This is a genomic window from Kitasatospora sp. NPDC093679 (genome assembly GCF_040683455.1).
Lineage (GTDB): Bacteria > Actinomycetota > Actinomycetes > Streptomycetales > Streptomycetaceae > Kitasatospora > Kitasatospora arboriphila.
The window spans coordinates 1-21,856 of sequence record NZ_JBFBDW010000069.1 but is presented as its reverse complement, the minus strand read 5'-3'; the positions used below and the strand labels follow the sequence as shown (position 1 = coordinate 21,856).

16 protein-coding genes are annotated in these 21,856 nt (G+C 75.1%); 13 read left to right on the top strand and 3 right to left on the bottom strand.

Annotated features, from left to right (window positions below; all coding sequences use genetic code 11):
• Positions 1-635: 635 nt before the first annotated feature.
• The 10 genes from AB0O09_RS34905 to AB0O09_RS34860 all read left to right on the top strand — a co-directional run bounded on the left by AB0O09_RS34905 (position 636) and on the right by AB0O09_RS34860 (position 13,161).
• Positions 636-2,312 carry a CTP synthase gene (locus AB0O09_RS34905; protein ID WP_344627768.1) on the top strand — a complete coding sequence of 559 codons (1,677 nt, stop codon included), beginning with the start codon at positions 636-638 and terminating at the stop codon, positions 2,310-2,312.
• Positions 2,313-2,464: 152 nt separating this feature from the next.
• Positions 2,465-3,106: an NUDIX hydrolase gene (locus AB0O09_RS34900; RefSeq protein WP_363548917.1), complete on the top strand. Its 642-nt coding sequence runs from the start codon at positions 2,465-2,467 to the stop codon at positions 3,104-3,106.
• Between the two features lie 224 nt (positions 3,107-3,330).
• Positions 3,331-5,379 (top strand): AAA family ATPase, encoded by a 2,049-nt coding sequence (locus AB0O09_RS34895; RefSeq protein WP_363548915.1) that lies wholly within the window; start codon positions 3,331-3,333, stop codon positions 5,377-5,379.
• A gap of 243 nt (positions 5,380-5,622) precedes the next feature.
• On the top strand, positions 5,623-6,738 hold the full coding sequence (ald, locus tag AB0O09_RS34890; RefSeq protein ID WP_363548913.1) for an alanine dehydrogenase: 1,116 nt from the start codon (positions 5,623-5,625) through the stop codon (positions 6,736-6,738).
• Between the two features lie 369 nt (positions 6,739-7,107).
• Entirely contained in the window at positions 7,108-8,265 is a 1,158-nt protein-coding gene (locus AB0O09_RS34885) for a ParA family protein (protein ID WP_363548911.1), read from the top strand.
• Between the two features lie 41 nt (positions 8,266-8,306).
• A complete protein-coding gene (locus AB0O09_RS34880; RefSeq protein WP_363548909.1) occupies positions 8,307-8,741 on the top strand; it encodes a hypothetical protein in 435 nt (144 codons plus the stop codon).
• A complete protein-coding gene (locus AB0O09_RS34875; RefSeq protein ID WP_363548941.1) occupies positions 8,738-9,748 on the top strand; it encodes a segregation/condensation protein A in 1,011 nt (336 codons plus the stop codon). Before AB0O09_RS34880 ends, AB0O09_RS34875 begins: the two co-directional genes overlap by 4 nt.
• 329 nt (positions 9,749-10,077) lie before the next feature.
• A complete protein-coding gene (gene scpB / locus AB0O09_RS34870) occupies positions 10,078-10,641 on the top strand; it encodes an SMC-Scp complex subunit ScpB (protein ID WP_363548939.1) in 564 nt (187 codons plus the stop codon).
• Between the two features lie 86 nt (positions 10,642-10,727).
• Positions 10,728-11,963 (top strand): pseudouridine synthase, encoded by a 1,236-nt coding sequence (locus AB0O09_RS34865; RefSeq protein WP_344626927.1) that lies wholly within the window; start codon positions 10,728-10,730, stop codon positions 11,961-11,963.
• Positions 11,964-12,180: 217 nt separating this feature from the next.
• Positions 12,181-13,161, top strand: coding sequence for a helix-turn-helix domain-containing protein (locus tag AB0O09_RS34860; protein WP_344626928.1), 981 nt, complete (start codon positions 12,181-12,183; stop codon positions 13,159-13,161).
• Positions 13,162-13,186: 25 nt separating this feature from the next.
• On the opposite strand, the gene AB0O09_RS34855 is transcribed toward AB0O09_RS34860, so the two are convergent.
• Genes AB0O09_RS34855 through AB0O09_RS34845 form a run of 3 tightly spaced genes read right to left on the bottom strand, consistent with a single transcriptional unit; the run spans position 13,187 to position 17,321 of the window.
• The gene (locus AB0O09_RS34855; RefSeq protein ID WP_363548907.1) at positions 13,187-13,549 is read right to left on the bottom strand and encodes a DUF952 domain-containing protein; all 363 of its coding nucleotides are present in this window, start codon (positions 13,547-13,549) and stop codon (positions 13,187-13,189) included.
• A gap of 47 nt (positions 13,550-13,596) precedes the next feature.
• Positions 13,597-15,198, bottom strand: a complete 1,602-nt coding sequence (locus tag AB0O09_RS34850) for a mucoidy inhibitor MuiA family protein (RefSeq protein WP_363548905.1) — start codon at positions 15,196-15,198, stop codon at positions 13,597-13,599.
• Between the two features lie 2 nt (positions 15,199-15,200).
• Positions 15,201-17,321 (bottom strand): DUF4139 domain-containing protein, encoded by a 2,121-nt coding sequence (locus AB0O09_RS34845; RefSeq protein ID WP_363548903.1) that lies wholly within the window; start codon positions 17,319-17,321, stop codon positions 15,201-15,203.
• A 356-nt stretch (positions 17,322-17,677) separates the two neighbouring features.
• Between AB0O09_RS34845 and AB0O09_RS34840 the strand changes: the two genes are divergently transcribed.
• The 3 genes from AB0O09_RS34840 (at position 17,678) to der (ending at position 21,804) form a co-directional block, all read left to right on the top strand.
• On the top strand, positions 17,678-18,763 hold the full coding sequence (locus AB0O09_RS34840; RefSeq protein WP_363548902.1) for a prephenate dehydrogenase: 1,086 nt from the start codon (positions 17,678-17,680) through the stop codon (positions 18,761-18,763).
• A 746-nt stretch (positions 18,764-19,509) separates the two neighbouring features.
• Positions 19,510-20,226, top strand: coding sequence for a (d)CMP kinase (cmk, locus tag AB0O09_RS34835; RefSeq protein WP_363548900.1), 717 nt, complete (start codon positions 19,510-19,512; stop codon positions 20,224-20,226).
• A 123-nt stretch (positions 20,227-20,349) separates the two neighbouring features.
• Positions 20,350-21,804 (top strand): ribosome biogenesis GTPase Der, encoded by a 1,455-nt coding sequence (gene der, locus AB0O09_RS34830; RefSeq protein ID WP_363548898.1) that lies wholly within the window; start codon positions 20,350-20,352, stop codon positions 21,802-21,804.
• Positions 21,805-21,856: the final 52 nt, after the last annotated feature.

Sequence of the window (21,856 nt, the reverse complement as noted above, 5' to 3'; positions counted from 1 at the left end):
TGGGTCTCCCAGTTCGCGATGTGGCTGCGCCGACGGCGGGCACGGGCGGGCCGGGGCCGCCCGCCGGTGGTCCGGGGCACTCGCGAGGTCCGTTGGGGTGGCGGGAGGGCTCGTGGGTGCCCGGCGGGGCCGGGTGGGCCCCTGGCTCTGACCGGGCGCGGGGCGGGACGGGGGGCTTCCGGATCGCGCACCGGGGACCGAACGGAGTCGGCCGACCCCCTCGCCCTCCGCGTGCTCTGGTGTCGGCGATGCGTCCGAGAAGAATACGTCCGTCGTACGCCCGGGGGCACGCGCAGGGGTGGTCACCCGCCGGACTCGCACCGGATTGACCAGCCCGGCTGGTCCCCCCGGGTGATCGCCGGTGATCCGTCCGAGCCATCCGGAGCTGATCCTTCCACCGCGGGCGCGGAGCCCGCGCAGGGCGCGCCGCGCCGGGCCGGACCGCGTCCCGTCCGGTGCGCTGATACCCTGGTATCCCGTGGACTGGTGGGCAGCACACAGCTGAGGGCCACCCCCGATCCGCCGATTCGACGACCCCGCCGGTGCTCCGGCGTGCAGATGCGTCGACGCGCGGACGAGCGGAGGTCCGGCCACCGGGAGTCACCCTCGACACCGCGACCCACGGGAGCCCCCTCTTGGCACAGCCCCATTCCGGTAAGTCGGCCGCCGGCCGCGCCGTGACGACCAAGCACCTCTTCGTCACCGGGGGTGTCGCCTCCTCGCTCGGCAAGGGCCTCACCGCCTCCAGCCTGGGCGCGCTGCTCAAGGCGCGCGGCCTGCGCGTGACGATGCAGAAGCTCGACCCGTACCTCAACGTGGACCCGGGCACGATGAACCCGTTCCAGCACGGCGAGGTCTTCGTCACCGACGACGGCGCCGAGACCGACCTCGACATCGGCCACTACGAGCGGTTCCTCGACACCAACCTGCACGGCTCGGCGAACGTCACCACCGGCCAGGTGTACTCGACCGTCATCGCCAAGGAGCGCCGCGGCGAGTACCTGGGCGACACCGTCCAGGTCATCCCGCACATCACCAACGAGATCAAGTCCCGGATCCGCCGGATGGCGACCGAGGACGTCGACGTCGTCATCACCGAGGTCGGCGGCACCGTCGGCGACATCGAGTCGCTGCCGTTCCTGGAGGCCGTCCGCCAGGTCCGCCACGAGGTCGGCCGGGACAACGTCTTCTTCGTGCACGTCTCGCTGCTGCCGTACATCGGCCCCTCCGGCGAGCTCAAGACCAAGCCCACCCAGCACTCCGTCGCCGCGCTGCGCAACATCGGCATCCAGCCCGACGCCATCGTGCTGCGCGCCGACCGCGAGGTCCCGCAGGCCATCAAGCGCAAGATCTCGCTGATGTGCGACGTGGACGAGGAGGCCGTGGTCGCGGCCATCGACGCCAAGTCGATCTACGACATCCCGAAGGTGCTGCACGGCGAGGGCCTGGACGCCTACGTGGTGCGCCGCCTCGACCTGCCGTTCCGCGACGTCGACTGGACCACCTGGGACGACCTGCTGCGCCGCGTCCACGAGCCGCAGCACATCGTCAAGGTCGCCCTGGTCGGCAAGTACATCGACCTGCCCGACGCCTACCTGTCGGTGACCGAGGCGCTGCGCGCCGGCGGCTTCGCCAACAACGCCCGCGTCGAGATCAAGTGGGTCACCTCGGACGACTGCCTGACGCCGGAGGGCGCGCAGGAGCACCTGGGCGACGTGGACGCGATCTGCATCCCCGGCGGCTTCGGCGACCGCGGCGTGGACGGCAAGGTCGCCGCGATCACCTACGGCCGCGAGAACGGGATCCCGCTGCTGGGCCTGTGCCTGGGCCTGCAGTGCGTCGTGATCGAGGCCGCCCGGAACCTGGCCGGCCTGCCCGAGGCGAACTCCACCGAGTTCGACGCTGCCGCCAAGTACCCCGTCATCTCGACCATGGCCGAGCAGCTCGCCATCGTCGACGGCAAGGGCGACCTGGGCGGCACCATGCGCCTGGGCCTCTACCCGGCCAAGCTCGCCGAGGGCTCGATCGTCCGCGAGGTCTACGGCGGCGAGCAGTACGTCGAGGAGCGCCACCGCCACCGCTACGAGGTCAACAACGCCTTCCGCGCCGACCTCGAGAAGACCGGCCTGCAGTTCTCCGGCCTCTCGCCCAAGGGCGACCTGGTCGAGTACGTCGAGTACCCGCGCGAGGTCCACCCCTACCTGGTCGCCACCCAGGCGCACCCGGAGCTGAAGTCCCGCCCGACCCGCCCGCACCCGCTGTTCGCGGGCCTGGTCGCGGCGGCCATCAAGATCAAGACCGGGGCCCAGTAGGCCCGGGACGCCGCCGCGTCCTCCCGATGACCGGACGGCGGTCGTGCGGATTCCCCCGCACGGCCGCCGTCCGGCTGTTCGCGGACGGTTGTGGCCGCAGGCTGAGGGTGCGTCGGGTTAGATTGTGTCGTACTGACGAAAAGGGGAGAACGATGGACTTCCAGCAGCAGATCAGGGACGCCGCCGAGCAGTGGCCCGTCCGGGCCGGCGAGACGCCGTTCAAGGGCCGGGTCACCGGGGTGCGCACCGAGGAGGTGCAGATGCCCGACGGCTCCTGGGCGCGCCGCGACTACCAGACCCACCCGGGCTCGGTGTCGGTGCTCGCCCTGGACGACCGGCAGCGGGTGCTGATCCTGCGCCAGTACCGCCACCCCGTCCGGCAGCGCCTGTGGGAGCTGCCCGCGGGCCTGCTGGACGTGCCGGGCGAGAACCCGCTGCACGCCGCCCAGCGGGAGCTCTACGAGGAGGCCCACTGCAAGGCCGGCGAATGGCGGGTGCTGGTCGACTTCTACACCTCGCCCGGCGGCACGGACGAGGCGCTGCGGCTCTTCCTCGCCACCGACCTCTCCGAGGCCGAGGGCGAGCGGTACGCCGCCCACGGCGAGGAGCTGGAGATCGAGACCGCCAGGGTCCCGCTGGAGGAGCTGATCCGGCTCGTCCTGGCCGGCGAACTGCACAACCCCACCCTGATCACCGGCACCCTCGCGCTGCACGCCGCCCTCACCGGCCAGGGCGTGGACGCCCTGCGCCCCGCCGACTCGCCCTGGCCGGCCCGGCCCTTCCGCCAGGACTGAGGGCGAGCCCTGCAGGGGCGCGGGACTGCTTTCAGTGAGGGCGACCTCAGGGATGGTCGGCCTCCTCCCTGCGCCCCCGGGTGGTCGGCCGCCTGCTTGACCCGCGGGGGTGATGCCCGGGGCGGGGCGGGCGGGTGACCTCGGCGGGGGCGGTCGTTCGAACTACGCTTCGCGGCAGGGCCCGCAGCGGGTCCGCTGCGGGCGACCGACGGGAGTGGGCACGGGTGGCGAGGAAGACGGCGACCATCGAAGAGCGGTCCGCCGGCCCCGGAGCGGCCGGCCCCGCGGACGGCCTGCCGCCCGGGCCGACCGCCTTCGCCGGCCGCCGCACCGAACTCGCCGCCCTGACCGCCGCCGCCCGGGCCGCCGGCCGGGGCGGTGACGCGGCCGGGCTGGTCGTGCTGGCCGGCCGGGCCGGGTCCGGGCGGACGGCGCTCGCGCTGCGCTGGGCCCGGTCGGTGGCCGTCCAGTACCCCGGCGGCGTGCTGTACGCCCGGCTCTCCGCGCCCGACGGCAGCCGGGTGCCGCCCGGGCGGACGGCCCGGCGGCTGCTGGAGCAGCTGGACGCCGTCCCGGCCGGGCTGCTGCCGCCGGACGGGCCGGACGGCGACGACCCCGCGTGCGCCGCACTGCGCGAGGCGCTCGCCGAGCGGGAGGTGCTGCTGCTGCTCGACGACGTCAAGGACGCCGCCCAACTGCGTCCGCTGCTCGGCGCGGGCGCCGGCACCCTGCTGCTCGCCACCACCGGCGGCCCGCTGACCGGCATCGAGGACGTCGACCCGGTGATCATCGGGGGGCTGGACCAGGCCGCCGCCGTCGGCCTGCTCGGGGACCTCGTCGGCGGCACCCGGGTCAGCTGCGACCCGGTCGGCGCCGCCGACCTCGCCGACGCCTGCGCGTGCCGCCCGGCCGCCCTGCGGCTCACCGCCGTCCGGCTGCGGGCCGACGCGCGCGCCGCGGTCACCGACGCGGCCGCCGACCTCACCGCCGCCACCGGCCGGACGGCGTCCGCCGAACCGCCGGCCGCCGGCCCCGCCGCGGAGCGGGCGGACGGCAAGGACGCCCGCGGCGGCGGCAGGGGGGCCGGTAAGGAACGGGGCGGGGCCGGCCGTCCCGGTCGGGCGGAGGGGGAGGGCGGTGAGGGCCGGCGCGCCCGCGACCTGCTGCCCGCCGACGGACCCGTCCCCGTGCCGGAGGGCGACCCGCTGGGCGGCGCCTTCGAACTGCTCTACCGCACGCTGACCCCGGCCCGGGCCCGGATGCTGCGGATGCTCACGTTGGCCCCCGCCCAGCTCGCCGACCTGCGCACCGCCTCCGCCCTGGCCGGCTGTCCGGCGCCGGAGGCCGCCGCGCTGCTCGCCGACCTCGCCGAGCGGGAGCTGCTGGCCGCCGAGCCGCCAGCCGCGGACGGCACCGCGCGCTACCGGGTCCCCGGTTGGCTGCATCCGCGGCTGGTGGAACTCCGGGCCGAGGCGGACCGGCCCGCGGAGGTCGAACTCGCCCGGGCCCGCCTGCTGGAGCGTCTCGTCCGCCTGGTCGACTCGGCGCAGGCGCTGCTCGCCCCCGGGGCCGGCCCGGCGCCCGACCCGCTGCCCGGTCCGCTGCGGCTGCGGACCGCCGACCAGGCCGCCCGCTGGCTGGACGAGGAGCGCGACCAGCTGTTCACCGCGGTCGGCGACGCGATCGGGCAGGGCGACCTGGACGGCTCGGCGGGCCGGCTGGTCGGCGCCCTGCTGCGGGCCCTGCCGCTCACCCCGGCCACCGTCCCGGCGGACCTGCACCGGCTGCACGAACTCGTCCTGGAGGTCGCCGAGCGGGCCGGGGCGCCCCGCCGGGCCGCCGCCGCACTGCTCAACCTGGGCGACCTGCAGGCCGCCGCGGGCCGCTGGGAGCGGGCCGCCGGACGGTACCGGGCCGCCATCGACCGGGCCAGGGCGGCGGGTGACGAGTCGGGGTGCGCCCGCGCATTGGAGAGCGCGGGAGGGTGCTACCGGGCGCTCGGCGACGCCGTGCGCGCCGGAGATTCGTACGGGCGCGCGCTGGCCCTGCGCCAGGAGGCGGGCGACGCCCCGGCCGAGGCGCGGCTGCTGGCCCGGGTCGCCGAGGCGCACACCGCGCAGCGCCGCTTCGAGGAGGCGCTGCGCGAGTACCGGGCGGCGTTCGGGATCTTCCGGCGGCTCGGCGACGAGCGGGGCGCAGCCCTTGTGGCGCTTGCCCTGGACCGCCTCCAGCAGCAGCTCGCAGGCGAGTGGAATCACCCCATTGCGGAGTAGTGTCTGATATGTGGCAGTTGTGGGTCTTTGTTCGCGGGAGCGAGGTGCAAGCCTACGAACCTGCCAATCGGATCCGCTGATTTATTCAGTTTGGAAGGCTGACGGATCCGCTGGGCTTCATTACACTCGACAGCAGTCGCGCAGCGATCCGTGCCCCGGTGTTCTCCGGAGGCCTTCCCCGTGCGCGCCGCCCGCCGGTCTTCCCCCGGCCGGGACCCCCAGGCAAGAGGGACGTGTTTAGCCGTGAAGGTCGGCATCCCCCGCGAGGTCAAGAACCACGAGTACCGCGTGGCCATCACGCCCGCCGGCGTGCATGAGCTCGTCCGCAACGGACACGAGGTCTTCATCGAGGACAACGCCGGTCTCGGCTCCTCGATCCCCAACGAGGAGTACGTGGCCGCCGGTGCCACCATCCTCCCCACGGCAGACGAGGTGTGGGAGACCGCCGACCTCCTGCTGAAGGTCAAGGAGCCCATCGCCGAGGAGTACCACCGCCTCCGCAAGGGCCAGACCCTCTTCACCTACCTGCACCTGGCGGCCGACCGCGCCGGCACCGAGGCGCTGGTCGCCTCCGGCACCACCGCGATCGCCTACGAGACCGTGCAGCTCGCCAACGGCGCCCTGCCGCTGCTCGCCCCGATGTCCGAGGTCGCGGGCCGGCTGGCCCCGCAGGTCGGCTCCTACCACCTGATGCGCCCGGCCGGCGGCCGCGGCGTGCTCCCCGGCGGCGTGCCCGGCACCCACCCGGCGAAGTGCGTCGTCATCGGCGGCGGCGTCTCCGGCTGGCACGCGGCCACCATCGCCATCGGCATGGGCTACGACGTCACCCTGCTCGACCGCGACATCAACAAGCTGCGCGAGGCCGACAAGATCTTCGGCACCAAGGTGAAGGCCATCGCCTCCAACTCCTTCGAGCTGGAGAAGGCCGTCCTGGAGGCCGACCTCGTCATCGGCGCCGTGCTGATCCCGGGCGCCAAGGCCCCGAAGCTCGTCACCAACGAGCTGGTCTCCCGCATGAAGCCGGGCTCCGTGCTCGTCGACATCGCCATCGACCAGGGCGGCTGCTTCGAGGACTCCCGTGCCACCACGCACGCCGAGCCGACCTTCCAGGTCCACAACTCGGTCTTCTACTGCGTGGCCAACATGCCGGGCGCCGTCCCGAACACCTCCACCTACGCGCTGACCAACGCGACGCTGCCGTACATCGTCGAGCTGGCCAACCGCGGGTGGAAGGACGCGCTGCGCCGCGACGCCGCGCTGGCCAAGGGCCTGAACGTGCACGAGGGCCAGATCACCTACAAGGCCGTCGCCGACGCCTTCGACCTGGAGTCCGTCTCCCTGGAGACCGTCCTCGCCTGACGCGCCGACACCCCGTCGCCCCCGGCCCGCTCCCCTCGGGCCGGGGGCTTCGGCGCGCCCGCACGCCCACGGGCCGGTGACCGGCCGGTGGACGGGTGATGTCAATTCATGTGCAACGTGTCACCCGCCCTGCGGACCCGGTCACCGCGGGTCACCCCGCCGCGGGGCGCGGCGACCCCGGAATCGTGAGGGTTCCCGGCCCGCGCAAGCCTTGACAGCGGGTGGTCGGGGAGCCGACACATCGTGCCCACTACCGTGGATTGTGTTGCTGCGAACGCCTGGAACGGCCTAGAGTCGCAAACCGTCGGCAAGCTGCCACGCTGACGTATCGACATAGAGTCCTGGAAGCCCAAGGAGGTAAGACGACTTGTGAATGAGTCGACATTTGCTCCCGGGGGTGGTCAGCCAGGACTGGCGGAGCTCGCCGCCGGACAGCCGCACGACGAGTACGCGCGGCCGGCGACGGTGGGTACGGCGGAGGTCGGCTCGGTCGCGGTCCGCACCTTCGAGGCGCGCCAGAGCGGCACCGCCGCCGGCGCCGACTACGACGCCGAGCTCGGCGCGTACGGCCTCTCCTACGCCGACCTGGGCTACGGCCCCTACGACGACCCGGACGCCGAGTACGAGCCGGACCCGGAGTACGCCGCCACCCTGGCCCCCGACGCCGCCCGGCAGCGCCGCGAGCGGGTCGGCCCCACCGGCCGTCCGCTGCCGTACTTCCCGATCCCCGCGCCGGTGGCCGAGCACGGCCCCGCGCAGATCATCGCCATGTGCAACCAGAAGGGCGGCGTCGGCAAGACCACGTCGACCATCAACCTGGGTGCCGCGCTGGCCGAGTACGGCCGCCGGGTGCTGCTCGTCGACTTCGACCCGCAGGGCGCCCTCTCCGTCGGCCTCGGCGTGAACCCGATGGAACTCGACGTCACCGTCTACAACCTGCTCATGGAGCGGGGCCTGACGGCCGATGAGGTCCTGCTGAAGACCGCCGTCCCCGGCATGGACCTGCTGCCGTCCAACATCGACCTGTCGGCCGCCGAGGTGCAGCTGGTCAGCGAGGTCGCCCGCGAGTCCGCGCTCGCCCGCGCCCTCAAGCCGCTGCTGCCGGACTACGACTACGTCATCATCGACTGCCAGCCCTCGCTCGGCCTGCTCACCGTCAACGCCCTGACGGCGGCTCACAGCGTCATCGTCCCGCTGGAGTGCGAGTTCTTCGCGCTGCGCGGCGTCGCGCTGCTCACCGAGACCATCGAGAAGGTCTGCGAGCGGCTCAACCCGGAGCTGCGCCTCGACGGCATCCTCGCCACCATGTACGACTCCCGTACGGTGCACAGCCGCGAGGTGCTGGCCCGGGTGGTCGAGGCCTTCGGCGAGCACGTCTTCCACACCGTCATCGGACGCACCGTCAGGTTCCCGGAGACGACCGTGGCCGGCGAGCCGATCACCACGTACGCGACCAACTCGGTCGGCGCCGCCGCCTACCGCCAGCTCGCCAGGGAGGTGCTCGACCGGTGCCGCCCCGCCGAGTGAGTCTCCCGGGAGCCGACGAGCTGTTCCGGACCACCGGGGGGATGGCCCTGTCGCCCTCGCTGGGCCGGTCGGCCGAGGCCACCAGACCGGAGACCGCCCGGCCCGCCGAGCAGCCCGCCGCGGCCGGCGACACCGCCGCCGACGGGGCCGCCACCGAGGCCGCCCAGCCGCAGCCGCCCGCCGAGGCGGCCCGCCGGCACGCCCCCGAGGAGCAGGCGGAGGCCCGCCGGCCGCGCCCCCGCGGCCGCGCCGCCCGCCGGCCCACCGGCCGCGAGCGGCACGACGAGAAGATCACGGTCTACGTCTCCGCCGAGGAGCTCATGGACCTGGAGCACGCCCGGCTGGTGCTGCGCGGCGAGCACGGCCTCGCCGTCGACCGCGGCCGCGTCGTCCGGGAGGCCATCTCCGTCGTCCTGGCGGACCTGGAGCAGCGGGGCGAGGCGAGCATCCTGGTGCGGCGGCTGCGCGGCCGCTGAGGCCCGCGGAGGGCCTCCTCGGCCCGGACCCGGACCGGCCCGGCCGGGGCGCGGGCGTGTCGGGCGCCCAGGAGGGTGGCGCGGCGACCGGCCCGGGTGAAGATGGTCCGGTCATGACGAGCGCGCCCGAGCCCCCCGAGCCGGCCGCCCCAGCCCCGCCGGCCGGTGCCGGACCGGGCGAGGAGCGCGGCGGCTTCCGGGTGCGGCTGGACAACTTCGAGGGCCCGTTCGACCTCCTGCTCAGCCTGATCGCCAAGCACCGGCTGGACGTCACCGAGGTCTCGCTCTCCAAGGTCACCGACGAGTTCGTCGCCCACATCCGGGCGATGGGCCCGGACTGGGACCTCGACGCGGCGACCGAGTTCCTGGTCGTCGCCGCCACCCTGCTCGACCTCAAGGCGGCCAGGCTGCTGCCCGCCGCCGAGATCGAGGACGAGGAGGACCTCGCCCTCCTGGAGGCCCGCGACCTGCTCTTCGCCCGGCTGCTGCAGTACCGGGCGTACAAGCAGGCGGCCGCCCTGTTCGCCGAGCGCTGGGCGGCCGAGCTGCTGCAGCGCCCCCGCACGGTCGGCCTGGAGCCGCACCACGCGCTGCTGCTGCCCGAGGTGGTCATCACCGTCGGCCCCCGGGGCCTGGCCCGGCTCGCCGCCCGGGCGACGGCGCCCAGGCCGGAGCCGGTGGTCTACGTCGACCACATCCACACCCCGCCGGTGAGCGTCCGCGAGCAGGCCGGGGTCGTCGTCGACCGGCTCACCGCGCTCGGCAGCGCGACCTTCGGCAGGCTGGTGGAGGACGCCGACAACACGCTGGTCGTGGTGGCCCGCTTCCTCGCCCTGCTGGAGCTGTACCGGGAGAAGGTGCTCGACTTCGAGCAGCCGGACGCCCTGGGCGAGCTGCTGGTGCACTGGGTCGCCGACACCGGCCGGCGCGTCGAGGTGACCGACGAGTTCGACCGTCCGCCCGGCGAGGGCGCGGACGGCCGCGGCAAGGACGGAGAACCGCAGTGAACGCCGATCAGCCGCGCCCCAGCCGGCGCACCCTCGGCCTCCCCGGCCAGGCCCGCCCCGACGAGTGGCAGGAGAGCGCGTACGCGACCGAGCCCGCCCACGCGGCACCGGACGGCGCGGACGACGCGGCGGCCGCGGAGGAGGCCGCGGAGCAGCCGCACATCCCGGCGCCGGCGGCGGAGCCGGCCGCGGACACCTCCGAGCCCGAACCGATGCCCGACCCGGCGCCGCTGCCCGCCCCCGAGCCGGAGCCCGAACCGGAACCGGAGCGGCCCGAGGAGTCCGGTGCCCGCGGGGTGCCGCTGCGGGCCGCGCTGGAGGCGATCCTGATGGTCGTCGACGAGCCCGCCACCGAGGCGCACCTCGCCGCCGTCCTGGAGCGGCCGCGCGCCGCGGTCGCCGCCGCGCTGCGCGAACTCGCCGCCGAGTACACCGCCCAGGGCCGCGGCTTCGACCTGCGCCACGTCGCCGGGGGCTGGCGCTTCTACACCCGCGCCGACTGCGCGCCGGCCGTCGACCGCTTCGTCCTGGACGGCCAGCAGGCCCGCCTCACGCAGGCCGCGCTGGAGACGCTCGCGGTGGTCGCCTACCGGCAGCCGGTGTCGCGCAGCCGGGTCTCCGCAGTACGCGGTGTGAACTGTGACGGTGTGATGCGTACCCTGGTACAGCGAGGACTGGTGGAAGAGACCGGCTCCGAGCCCGAAACAGGTGCGATCCTGTATCGGACGACGAACTACTTCCTGGAACGGACGGGGCTGCGAGGCCTGGACGAGCTGCCCGAGCTCGCGCCCTTCCTGCCCGAGGTCGACGACGTGGAAGCGGAGTCCCTGGAGGGCACGATGATCGCGGAGGCGGTGGCTGCCGCCCGCGCGGCCGACGGCGAGAGCGCCTGACGGTCCGCGTCCGATCGGTGAGGGGGCGGTGAGGTCGGCCGGCACGACACGCACTCCCACGACGGACACGACGTACGGACATTTTGATGCGCAGCAGTGGCAACGGCAGGAACAACAGCGGCGGCCAGGGCCGGGGAGGCCAGGGACGCGGCGGACAGGGCGGGGGCCGGAGCGGCGGCGGCTCGCGCGGCGGGTCGTCCTACGGCGGCGGATCCTCCTACGGCGGTTCGTCGTACGGCTCCTCCGGCGGCGGCCGGGGCGGCTCGTCCTCCCAGGGCGGGCGCCGCGACGACCGCCGCGACGACAGGCGTGACGACCGCCGTGACGACCGGCGCTACCCGGACCGCCCGCTGCGGCCCGAGGAGCGCCGCTACGACCGCCCCGAGTACGGCGGCGGCCCCAACGCCACCCCCGGCCGCAGCAGCTTCGCGGCGCGCCGCCCCGGCGCCGCGCCCAAGCCGCGCCGCGAGGGCCAGGGCGCCCCGGGCGACCCGCGCCGCCAGCCGCAGCGCTCCCGCGAGCTCCAGGCCAAGATCGAGGACGCGGTGCTCGCCCGGCACGACAAGCCGGCCGTGAAGACCCCCAAGACCTTCGGCGAGCCCGAGGGCGAGCGCCTGCAGAAGGTGCTCGCGCGGGCCGGCATGGGCAGCCGCCGGGCCTGCGAGGAGCTCATCGAGCAGGGCCGGGTCGAGGTCAACGGCAAGCGGGTCACCGAGCAGGGCAAGCGGGTCGACCCGGCCAACGACGAGATCAAGGTCGACGGCCTGACCGTCGCCACCCAGTCCTACCTGTTCTTCGCGCTGAACAAGCCGGCCGGCGTCGTCTCCACCATGGAGGACCCGGACGGCCGCCAGTGCCTCGGCGACTACGTCACCAACCGCGAGACCCGGCTCTTCCACGTCGGCCGCCTCGACACCGAGACCGAGGGCATCATCCTGCTCACCAACCACGGCGAGCTGGCCCACCGCCTCACCCACCCGAAGTACGGCGTCACCAAGACCTACCTGGCCGCCATCCAGGGCCCGATCCCGCGCGACCTCGGCAAGCAGCTCGCCAAGGGCGTCGAGCTGGAGGACGGCTGGGCCCGCGCCGACTCCTTCAAGGTGGTCTCCAACGTCGGCAAGAACTACCTGGTCGAGGTGACCCTGCACGAGGGCCGCAAGCACATCGTCCGCCGGATGCTCTCCGAGGTCGGCTTCCCGGTCGAGAAGCTGGTGCGCACCCACTTCGGGCCGATCGCGCTCGGCGACCAGAAGTCGGGCTGGCTGCGCCGCCTCACGAACCCCGAGGTCGGCCAGCTGATGCGCGAGGTCGGCCTGTAGGGCGGACCGGGGCCGCACCGTCGGAACCTTCGAATCGAAGGCCTCCCCGCCGTCCGGCGGGGAGGCCTTCCGGCTCTTCGGCGGGGACCCCGTGTGAACCTCGACGCACCGCCTTGTCATGATGTGGATCTGTGGCGCAGGATGGCCACCGGACAGCAGCTCGACGAGTGGCGGAACTGCGCCACTGGGCCACTGGCCGCATGGGGGAAGGAGCGGCGTGCTCGACGCATTCGGAGCGCTCGGCCTGGGACGGCCGGACGGACAGGTGTACGCGGCCCTGGTGGTCTCGCCGCAGTCCACCGCCGAGGAGCTGGCCGGGCAGTGCGGCCTGACACTGCAGCAGAGCCAGGACGCCCTCGACCGGTTGGCCGAGCAGGGCATGGCCACCCGGGCCCCGGTCGACCGGGAACGCTACCTCGCGGTCGCGCCCGACGTCGCCATCGGAACCCTCATCGGCCACCGTGAGGCGGAGCTGCGCAGCGCCCGCGCCGAGATGCACCGGCTGATGGACGCCTTCCGCGAGGCGTCCCGCTACACCGACCCGGCGCACTCCGTCGAGGTCCTCACCGGCGGCGAGGCGATCGCCCAGCGGCTGGAGCACCTGGTCGACAGCACCCAGTACCAGGTGCGCGGCTTCGACTGCCCGCCCTACATCCAGGACCCGGTCGCCCAGATGCCCCGCCAGCGCGCCAAGCTCAAGGCGGGCGTGCGCTTCCGCACCGTGTACGACAAGGACGCGGTGGCCTGGCCGGGCCGGCTGGAGAAGGAGATCCTCATCGGCGTCGAGGACGGCGAGGAGGCCCGCGTCCGCCCCGTGCTGCCGATGAAGATGATGATGTCGGACGACAAGATGGCGATCATCCCGATCACCGTCGGCGACAGCGTGCTGGACGCCGCCTACGTCATCCACCCGTCGGCACTGCTGCAGGCCCTGGACGCGCTGTTCGAGGCCGAGTGGGAGCGGGCCGTGCCGCTGCAGGCGGCGATCGGCGACGGCGAGGCCGACACCGGCCCCGAGGCCGACCACCGCAAGCTGCTCGGCCTGCTCGCCGCCGGCCTGACCGACGAGTCGATCGCCCGCTCCCTCGGCTGGAGCGCCCGCACCACCCAGCGGCGGCTGCAGAGCCTGATGCGCCAGCTCGGCGCCACCACCCGCTTCCAGGCGGGCATGGCGGCCCGCGAGCGCGGCTGGCTCTGACCGCCGCCGCCCGGACGGGCCCGGCTCAGCTCCAGGGGAGCAGCCGGGCCCAGCGGCCGTCCGCGCCGCGCTCGACCTTCTCCAGGCCGATCACCGCCGTCCGGTTCAGCCGGCCGTAGATGTGCGGGAAGAGCACGTCCGGCGTGGCGCCCTCCGGCGGCGGGCCGGAGGGCGCCTCCCACTTCACCATCGGCTCGACCAGCTTCTCCTCGATCAGCAGCGCCATCAGCGGATCCGGCGTGTCGGCGAAGAAGAGGTTGGCGACGGCCAGCACCGTCCGCTCGTCGGCCGAGCAGTGGATGAAGCCGTCGGTGAGCAGCGAGGCGGCCGCGTACGGCCGCCCCGGGTCGCGCAGCCAGTCGTCCAGCGGGGCGAGATGGTAGATCATGGGTCATTTCTACCGGAGTTGACGGAACAAATCCGGCTGGACCTGGCTCACAGTCCCGCCACCTTCGACGCCGCCGACACCTCGTACACGAGCGTGAGGGTGCGCCGGCCGCCCGGCGGCAGCGGAACGTCCCAGCGGACGACGCCCTCCGAGTCCAGCTCGTCCGGCGGCGGCGAGCAGGCCTCCTTGCGCAGCTTCACCTCCACCGAGGACACCTCGGACACCGGGATCCGCTCGCGCACCGTCACCACCTGCTCGTCCCGCTCCTCGGGCGCGGAGAACCGCGACAGGTGCAGCCGCACCGTCCGGGTGACCACCGTCCGCCCGGTGATGCCCGTCGTACCGCGGCCCTCCTCGGTCTCCCGGACCACCCGGTGGCCGTCCGAACTGCCGAAGGACAGCTCCGCCGCGGCCCCCGGGGCGGTGAACCGCAGCTCGCCGCGGCCGGTGAACCCGCTGCCCTGGACCAGGTCGACCGGCCCGGCCAGCAGCGCGTGCCCCGCGTCGTTGCGGAACCGCACCACCCGGGTGACCAGCGGCGACAGCTCCGGCGCGGCCGCGAACTCGCTGCTCGCCGCGGTGTCGAACACGGTCAGCGGGATCCGGTGCGCCCGCCCGTCGGCCGGCACCGAGGCCGGCGACGCCGCCCGCAGCACCCGCACCTCGCCGCCGTCGTCCACCCCCGGCAGGCCGTCCGCGGACGGACCGGTCGTGCCGATCTCCTCCTCGCGCAGCTCCACCTCGACCGTCCGGCGTTCCTCCGCGGTGCGCTCCCGCAGGCTCAGCACGTCCTCGGTCAGCCGCGGCGGCTCCGAGGCCAGCGCCGACCGGGCCGTCGAGAAGGTCAGCCGCGCCCCGGACCAGTCCTCGCCGGTGCGCTGCCACACCACCGCCTCGGTCTCCAGCACCAGCCGCCCGCCCGCCAGCGAGGCCCGGTAGGCCGGCCGCCACAGCGCGCACGGCGTCAGGTGGCCCACCTTCAGCTCCGCCCGGCCCGCCGCCTCCGCCTCCACCGTCACCTCGACGTGGGCGAACAGCTCCGCCGGCTCCTGCTCGGCCGCGTCCAGCGCCCGCCGGGCCGCCGCCAGGTCCTCGGCCAGCTCCTCCAGCCGCGCCCGGGACACCCGCAGCTTCTCGCCGTGCGCGTCCCGCTCGCCGTCGATCCGGTCGAGCTCGCGACCCCAGCGGCTGCGCTCCAGCTCGCCGCGGCCCGCGCCCTCGCCGATCTCCCGCAGCAGATCGGCGGCCAGCTGGGCGAGCAGCGCCAGCCGGGCCTCCAGCCGCTCCCGGACCCGGGTCTCGGCCTGCTGCTCCTGCTCCAGGGCGTGCACCCGGTGCCGCAGCTCCGAGTCCCCGGCGGTGGGCGGCAGTGGGGCGCGCGGCACCCAGCTGCGCACCACCCGGGCGTCCAGCACCCGGACGCCCCCGCCGCCGGGCGCCTCCGCGCGCAGGGTGCGGTCCACGGCGAGTGCCGAGACCGGACCGAGCCGCAGCCGGCTGACCCCTGCGGGGAGGTCGACCACGGTGGTCCGTTCGACGTGCGCGCGGTCCTCCAGACAGGTCACCGCCGTCACCGGCAGCGGGTGGTCGGCCGCCGGCGCCTGCGGCAGCGGCTCGTCGGGGGGCGGGGCGATGGATGTGTCGGTCATGGTCAGCTCCTCCGGTTGCCGCCGACGACGGCCTTGCCGGCCGGGATGCGGATCTCGTAGCCGCCGTCGAGTTCGGCGGTGCCGCCGGCGGGCAGCTCCACCCGCCAGCGCCGGGTGCTCGGCGGGTAGGCGTCGGACGGCCGGTCGGGCGCGGTCCAGGTGCCGCGCTCCTCGATCCGCACGTCCTGGTCGGTGGAGACCGGCACCCGCTCGCGCACCTCCACGGTGACGGGGTGCGGCAGCCGGTTCGCCAGCTCCACGTGGATGCGGTGGTCCAGCACCGTGGTGTTGTTGAGCATGCCCGCGGTGGACTCCCGCATCTCGGTGCGGCGGGCCACCCGCACCGCCTCCGCCTGGCCGAGGCCGACCCGGCGGGCACCGCCCGCGGCCAGCGTCGGCAGCGCCGCGGTCAGCAGGAAGTCCCCGTCCACGGTGACCTCCACCGGCCCGGCCAGCAGCGCCGAGGCCGTGGCGTTGGTCAGCACCAGGGTGCCGTACACCGCCTCCTCGACGGCCGGCACGCAGACGTACTCGGTGCGCAGCGACACCGGCACCTCCCCGACGGTGACGGTGTGCCAGGTGCCGTCCGAGGGCACGTCGGCCCGCGCCGCCGCGTCGTACCGCTGGTCGAAGGAGCCCGCCGAGACCCGCGGCCGCACCGCGTGCGCCGGCAGGGCCAGCGCCGCCACCGACTCGGCGAGGTTCCGCGACTCCGTCGCCGCCGGGTCGTGCACCGCCCCGGGGAACAGCAGGCCGCGCCGGTGCGCCGGCCGGTCCGGGCCCTCCAGCACCAGGCCCGCGTAGTCCAGCTGCGCCTGCGAAGGACCCGGCGGCACCGGCGGCGCCACCGGCTCCGGCGCCACGTCGAAGGCGGCGGCCGGTGCGGAGCGTGCCCCGCCCCCGGCCCTCGCGCGCATGCCGCGGGCGGACGCCACCGGCGCCGGCGGAGGCATCGCCCCCGGCGGCTGCGGCGCCGCACCGTACGCCTGGACGGACGGCGCCGGCATCGGGAAGGCCTGCGGTGCGAAACCCGGAGCGGGCGGCGGAGGCGGCACAGGCGCCGCGAACGGCAGCGCGGTCTCCGCGCCGGTGAGGCCGCCCGCCAGCGTCACGTCCGGCCCGGCACCCGGCCGGGCCGCCCGGCCCGGGCGGCCACCGCCCGCCGGACGGGCCCGCCCCGCACGCGGCTGCGGCGGGCGGCCCGCCGCGTCGTACCCGCTGAACAGGTCGCCCAGCCCCGCCGGGGGCTCCCGCCAGCCCGACGCGGCCGGTGCGGCCTGCCGCCGTCCGATCCGCAGCGAACGCAGCTGCGGCAGGTCCGTCCGGCGCTGCAGGTCCGCCGTGGACAGGCCGATCCGCACCCCCGACCAGTCCTCACCGGTGCGCTGCGCGAGCTGGGCCCGCAGCAGCAGCGTCCCGGAGCCCTCGCCCTGGCGGTAGGTCAGCCGGTACGTCGGCACCCACACCGCACCCGGCACCCCGTACTCCACCTCCAGCTCGACCTCGGCACCCTCCGCCGCACCCTCCAGCGTCACCACGGCCGAACCGCCCAGCGTCACCGGGCCGACCGCCACCGCGGACGAGGCCCGGGCCAACGCATCCTCGGCGAGGGCCAGTTCGTGCTCGGCCAGCCGCAGTTCCTCGGCGAGGTCCGCGGACTGCGCGTGCAGCGCCGCCAGCCGCTCGTCCACGAAGTCCGCCAGCTCGAACCAGGCGTCGGTCGGCGTACGGCGGTGCGGCTCGTCCGCCTGCAACGGCGGCGGGACCGCCCGCACCGCGGAGACCTCCGCGATCCGCGCCTCCTGCCGCGCGGAACGCTGCCGCAGGGCCTCCGCGGCGTCCCGCGCCCGATCCACCCGCAGGCGCAGCCCCGGAAGGTCCGAACGGCTGCGGACCTCCGCCTCCGGCTCCAACCGCGCCGCCGTCACCCGCGCCCCGCCGGAGAGCACCGACGCACGCAGCGAACCCGCGTCCGCCACCCTCGGCAGGCCCGTCAGCCGGACCCTGCCGTCCGCGGGCACCGTGCCCCGGGCCCGCCTGCGGCACAGCGCGCCGCTCGCGTACACCACCACCGAGTCGAGTACCGACTCCCACCGATCCGCCGTTGTCGTCTCTGCTGCCACCCCGCCCTGCCCTTCGTCCGTCCCCGGTCCGGGCCGCCAGTCTGCCGGGGCCGGCGGCCGTCCGCCGCGGATTTCCGCTGCGCGTCGGCTGAGGGGACGGCCCCGGCCCCCGACCCGGTTGCGGACGGAGACATACCCAGGCGAACGGGCAACCGTGCAGGTCCGGGCAGGACGGGAACGGGGGCGCGTGGGGGCACCCGGTGCACGCCACCTGTCCGGCGCCCCTGGGACCGCCCTTCCCCTACGGTCCGCCGCTGTGCGGGGGTTCGGCTGGTGGACGGCTTCGACGGGCGGGACGGGGCTGCGAGAGGATGGGCGGAGCAGAAGGCCGCCCGTACCAGGAGACCAACCCCGTCATGCGCACAGCCGCCGTCATCGGCACCGGACTGATCGGCACCTCCGCCGCCCTCGCGCTCACCGGCCGCGGGGTCGCCGTCTATCTGGAGGACGCCGACCCGGACGCCGCCCGTACGGCCGCCGCGCTCGGCGCGGGTTCGACCGAGCCGCCCGAGGGCCCGGTCGACCTGGCGATCGTCGCGGTGCCGCCGGCGCTGGTCGGCAAGGTGCTGGCGGACTGCCAGCGCCGCGGTCTGGCCCGCTGCTACACCGACGTGGCCAGCGTGAAGGCCGGCCCGCGGGCCGAGGTGGCCGCGCTCGGCTGCGACACCGTCCACTACATCGGCGGCCACCCGATGGCCGGCCGTGAGCGGTCCGGCCCGCTGGCCGCCCGCGCCGACCTGTTCGAGGGCCGGCCGTGGGTGCTCACCCCGACCGGGGACACCGACACCGACACCCTGAATGCCGCGCTGGAGCTGGTGGCGCTCTGCGGGGCCATGCCGATCGTGATGGACGCGACCGCGCACGACCGTGCCGTCGCGCTGGTCTCGCACGCCCCCCAGCTGGTCTCCTCGATCGTGGCGGCCCGGCTGGAGCATGCCGACGAGACGGCCGTCCGGCTGTCCGGGCAGGGCGTGCGGGACGTGACCCGGATCGCCGCGTCCAACCCGGCGCTCTGGGTGGACATCCTCTCCGCGAACGCCGGGGTGGTCGCCGACATCCTCCAGGAGGTGGCCGCGGACCTCGACGAGGCGGTGACGGCGCTGCGCGCCCTGCAGGCCGCCGACGAGGGCGAGCGGCGGGCCGGCGCGGCGGGCATCGAGGCGGTGATGCGGCGCGGCAACACCGGCCACGCCCGGATCCCCGGCAAGCACGGCGCCCCGCCGACCCGGTACGAGTCGGTCACCGTCGTCCTCGGCGACCAGCCGGGCGAGCTCGGCCGGCTCTTCGGCGAGGTCGGTGCGCTCGGCGTCAACATCGAGGACGTCACCATCGAGCACTCCGACGGCCAGCAGGTCGGCCACGTGCACCTGGACGTCGCCCCGTCGGCCGTCCGGCTGCTCACCGGCGGTCTGCGCGACCGCGGCTGGAGCGTCCGCGACTGAGCCCCCGCCCGCCCGGGAACCGCCCGTCGTCTTGTCGCGTCGGTGCACCGGACGGGCTTCGGGGAGGGCTGACGTACGGACACGATCCGGTGGACGGACCGGTGGACGCCGCGGCGGACGCACTGCTGTGGCGCCCGGGGCCGCCGGACGGCGACCGCACCGCGGCCCTGGTCGGCGCCGTGGACGCCGGTGCCGTGCTGCTCCTGCTGCTGCTCCGGCCGGTGCTGCGGTGGTGGGGCCGCGCGATCGGCGCGGTGCTGCTCGCCGGGCAGCCGGCCGGCCTGCGGATGCTGCGGACCCGGCAGCGACGGCCGGTTGTGGAGTGCGAGCTGCGCCCGGGGCGGGGCACGGCCCGGTTCGTGCTGCACGGCGGGGCCGAGCAGGTCGTCCCGTTCGCGGCCTTCCGCCGGATCGACCTGACGCACCGGGGCGAGCGCGGTGCCCGCGGCACCCGGTCGACGCCGATTCCGGCCTGGAACCCGCGCCGGCCCCCTCGGCCGGCACCGCCGGCGGGCCGCGGACGGCGCGCACCGTCGTGCCGGAGGACGACCTGGACCGGCTGCGGGCCTTCGCCGAGCGGCACGGGGTGCGGTACCACGAGGAGGAGCGGCTGCCGGCCGACCGACCGCCGGGCATGCAAGCGGTCGGCCCCGGGACCGACCGGACGGGATGCCTCCGCCGGTCCATTAACCTTGTAGATAGTCATCCCGGCCCGAGCGCGCCGGACCGAGAGAGAGGTTCGCCCCGTGGACACTGCCGACCGAGCGCACGCCCCGGTCGTCGTCGCCATCGACGGACCCTCCGGATCGGGCAAGTCGACCGTCTCGCGGGCGGTCGCCGCCCGCCTCGGTCTCAGCTTCCTGGACACCGGCGCCATGTACCGGGCGATGACCTGGTGGATGCTCTCCAACGACATCGACGTGGACGACGCCGAGGCCGTCGCGATCGCCTGCGGCAAGCCGGTGATCGTCTCCGGCACGGACGCGGCCGGCCCGACCATCACGGTCGACGGCCAGGACGTCTCCGGCCCGATCCGCGGCCCCGAGGTGACCGCCAAGGTCTCCGCGGTCTCCGCCGTCCCGGCCGTCCGGGCCCGGCTGGTGGAGCTGCAGCGCGGCTGCGCCGAGGTCGCCCCGCGCGGCATAGTCGCCGAGGGCCGCGACATGGGCACCGTCGTGTTCCCGGACGCCACCGCCAAGGTCTTCCTCACCGCCTCGGGCACCGCCCGTGCCGCGCGCCGCGCGGCCGAGCTCCGTGCCAAGGGCGTGGACGAGGCCACCATCGCCGCGATGGCCGCCGACCTGGACCGCCGGGACGCCGCCGACTCCTCCCGGGAGACGGCGCCGCTGGCCCAGGCCCCGGACGCCGTCCTGGTGGACACCAGCGAGCTCACCCTCGACCAGGTGATCGACACGGTCGCCGCCCTGGTCGAGGAGCGGGCCCAGCAGCCGTCCGCCGTCTGACCATCCTCGGGCCGTCCGGCCCGTCCTCCGACTACGGGACACGTAGTTTCGCGCTGCCCGGCAGGGCAGGTACGCACGGCACGCCCCTGGGAAGGGCCGTGCCGGGAAACGGAAGAAACACACATGAGCAACGACACCGCCGCGCACCACGGTGAGCTCGGCGACGCCGAGTACGCCGAGTTCATGGCGCTCGCCGCCGAAGAGGGCTTCGACACCGACGAGGTGGACGCCGACCTCGACGCCGCCTCGCACGGCCCGCTGCCGGTGCTGGCCGTCGTCGGCCGCCCGAACGTCGGCAAGTCGACCCTGGTGAACCGCATCATCGGCCGCCGCGAGGCGGTCGTCGAGGACCGCCCCGGCGTCACCCGCGACCGCGTGACCTACGAGGCCACCTGGAACGGCCGCCGCTTCAAGCTCGTCGACACCGGTGGCTGGGAGGTCGACGTCCTCGGCATCGACGCCGCCGTCGCCGCCCAGGCCGAGTACGGCATCGAGTCCGCCGACGCGGTCCTCTTCGTCGTCGACGCCACCGTCGGCGCGACCGACACCGACGAGGCGCTGGTCAAGCTGATCCGCCGGGCCGGCAAGCCGGTCGTGCTGTGCGCCAACAAGGTCGACGGCCCGTCCACCGAGGCCGAGGCCGCCTACCTGTGGTCGCTTGGCCTCGGCGAGCCGTACCCCGTCTCCGCGCTGCACGGCCGCGGCTCCGGCGACCTGCTGGACGCCGTCATGGCCGCACTGCCCGAGGCCCCGCCGCAGCTCTTCGGCAACGGCACCCTCGGCGGCCCCCGCCGGGTCGCGCTGATCGGCCGCCCGAACGTCGGCAAGTCCAGCCTGCTCAACAAGGTCGCCGGCGAGGAGCGGGTGGTCGTCAACGAGCTGGCCGGCACCACCCGCGACCCGGTCGACGAGATGATCGAACTCGGCGGCAAGACCTGGAAGTTCGTCGACACCGCCGGTATCCGCCGCCGGGTCCACCTGACCGCCGGCGCGGACTTCTACGCCTCGCTGCGCACCGCCTCGGCGCTGGAGAAGGCCGAGGTCGCGGTCGTCCTGATCGACGCCAGCGAGACCCTCGCCGAGCAGGACACCCGGATCATCTCGATGGCCGTCGAGGCCGGCCGGGCCGTCGTGATCGCCTACAACAAGTGGGACCGGCTCGACGAGGAGCGCCGCTACTACCTGGAGCGCGAGATCGAGAAGGATCTCGTCCAGGTGCAGTGGGCGCCGCGGGTCAACGTCTCGGCGAAGACCGGCCGGCACATGGAGAAGCTCGTCCCGGCGATCGAGACCGCGCTGGAGGGCTGGGAGACCCGCATCCCGACGGCCCGTCTGAACGCCTTCCTGGGCGAGCTGGTGGCGGCCCACCCGCACCCGATCCGCGGCGGCAAGCAGCCCCGCATCCTGTTCGGCACCCAGGCCGGCACCCGCCCGCCGCGGTTCGTGCTGTTCGCCTCCGGCTTCCTGGAGGCGGGCTACCGCCGCTTCGTCGAGCGCCGGCTGCGCGAGGAGTTCGGCTTCGAGGGCACGCCGATCTCGATCTCCGTGCGGGTGCGCGAGAAGCGCCGCAAGAAGTAGGACACGAGCGGAACGGCCGGGGCCGGGCAGCGATCGTGCTGCCCGGCCCCGG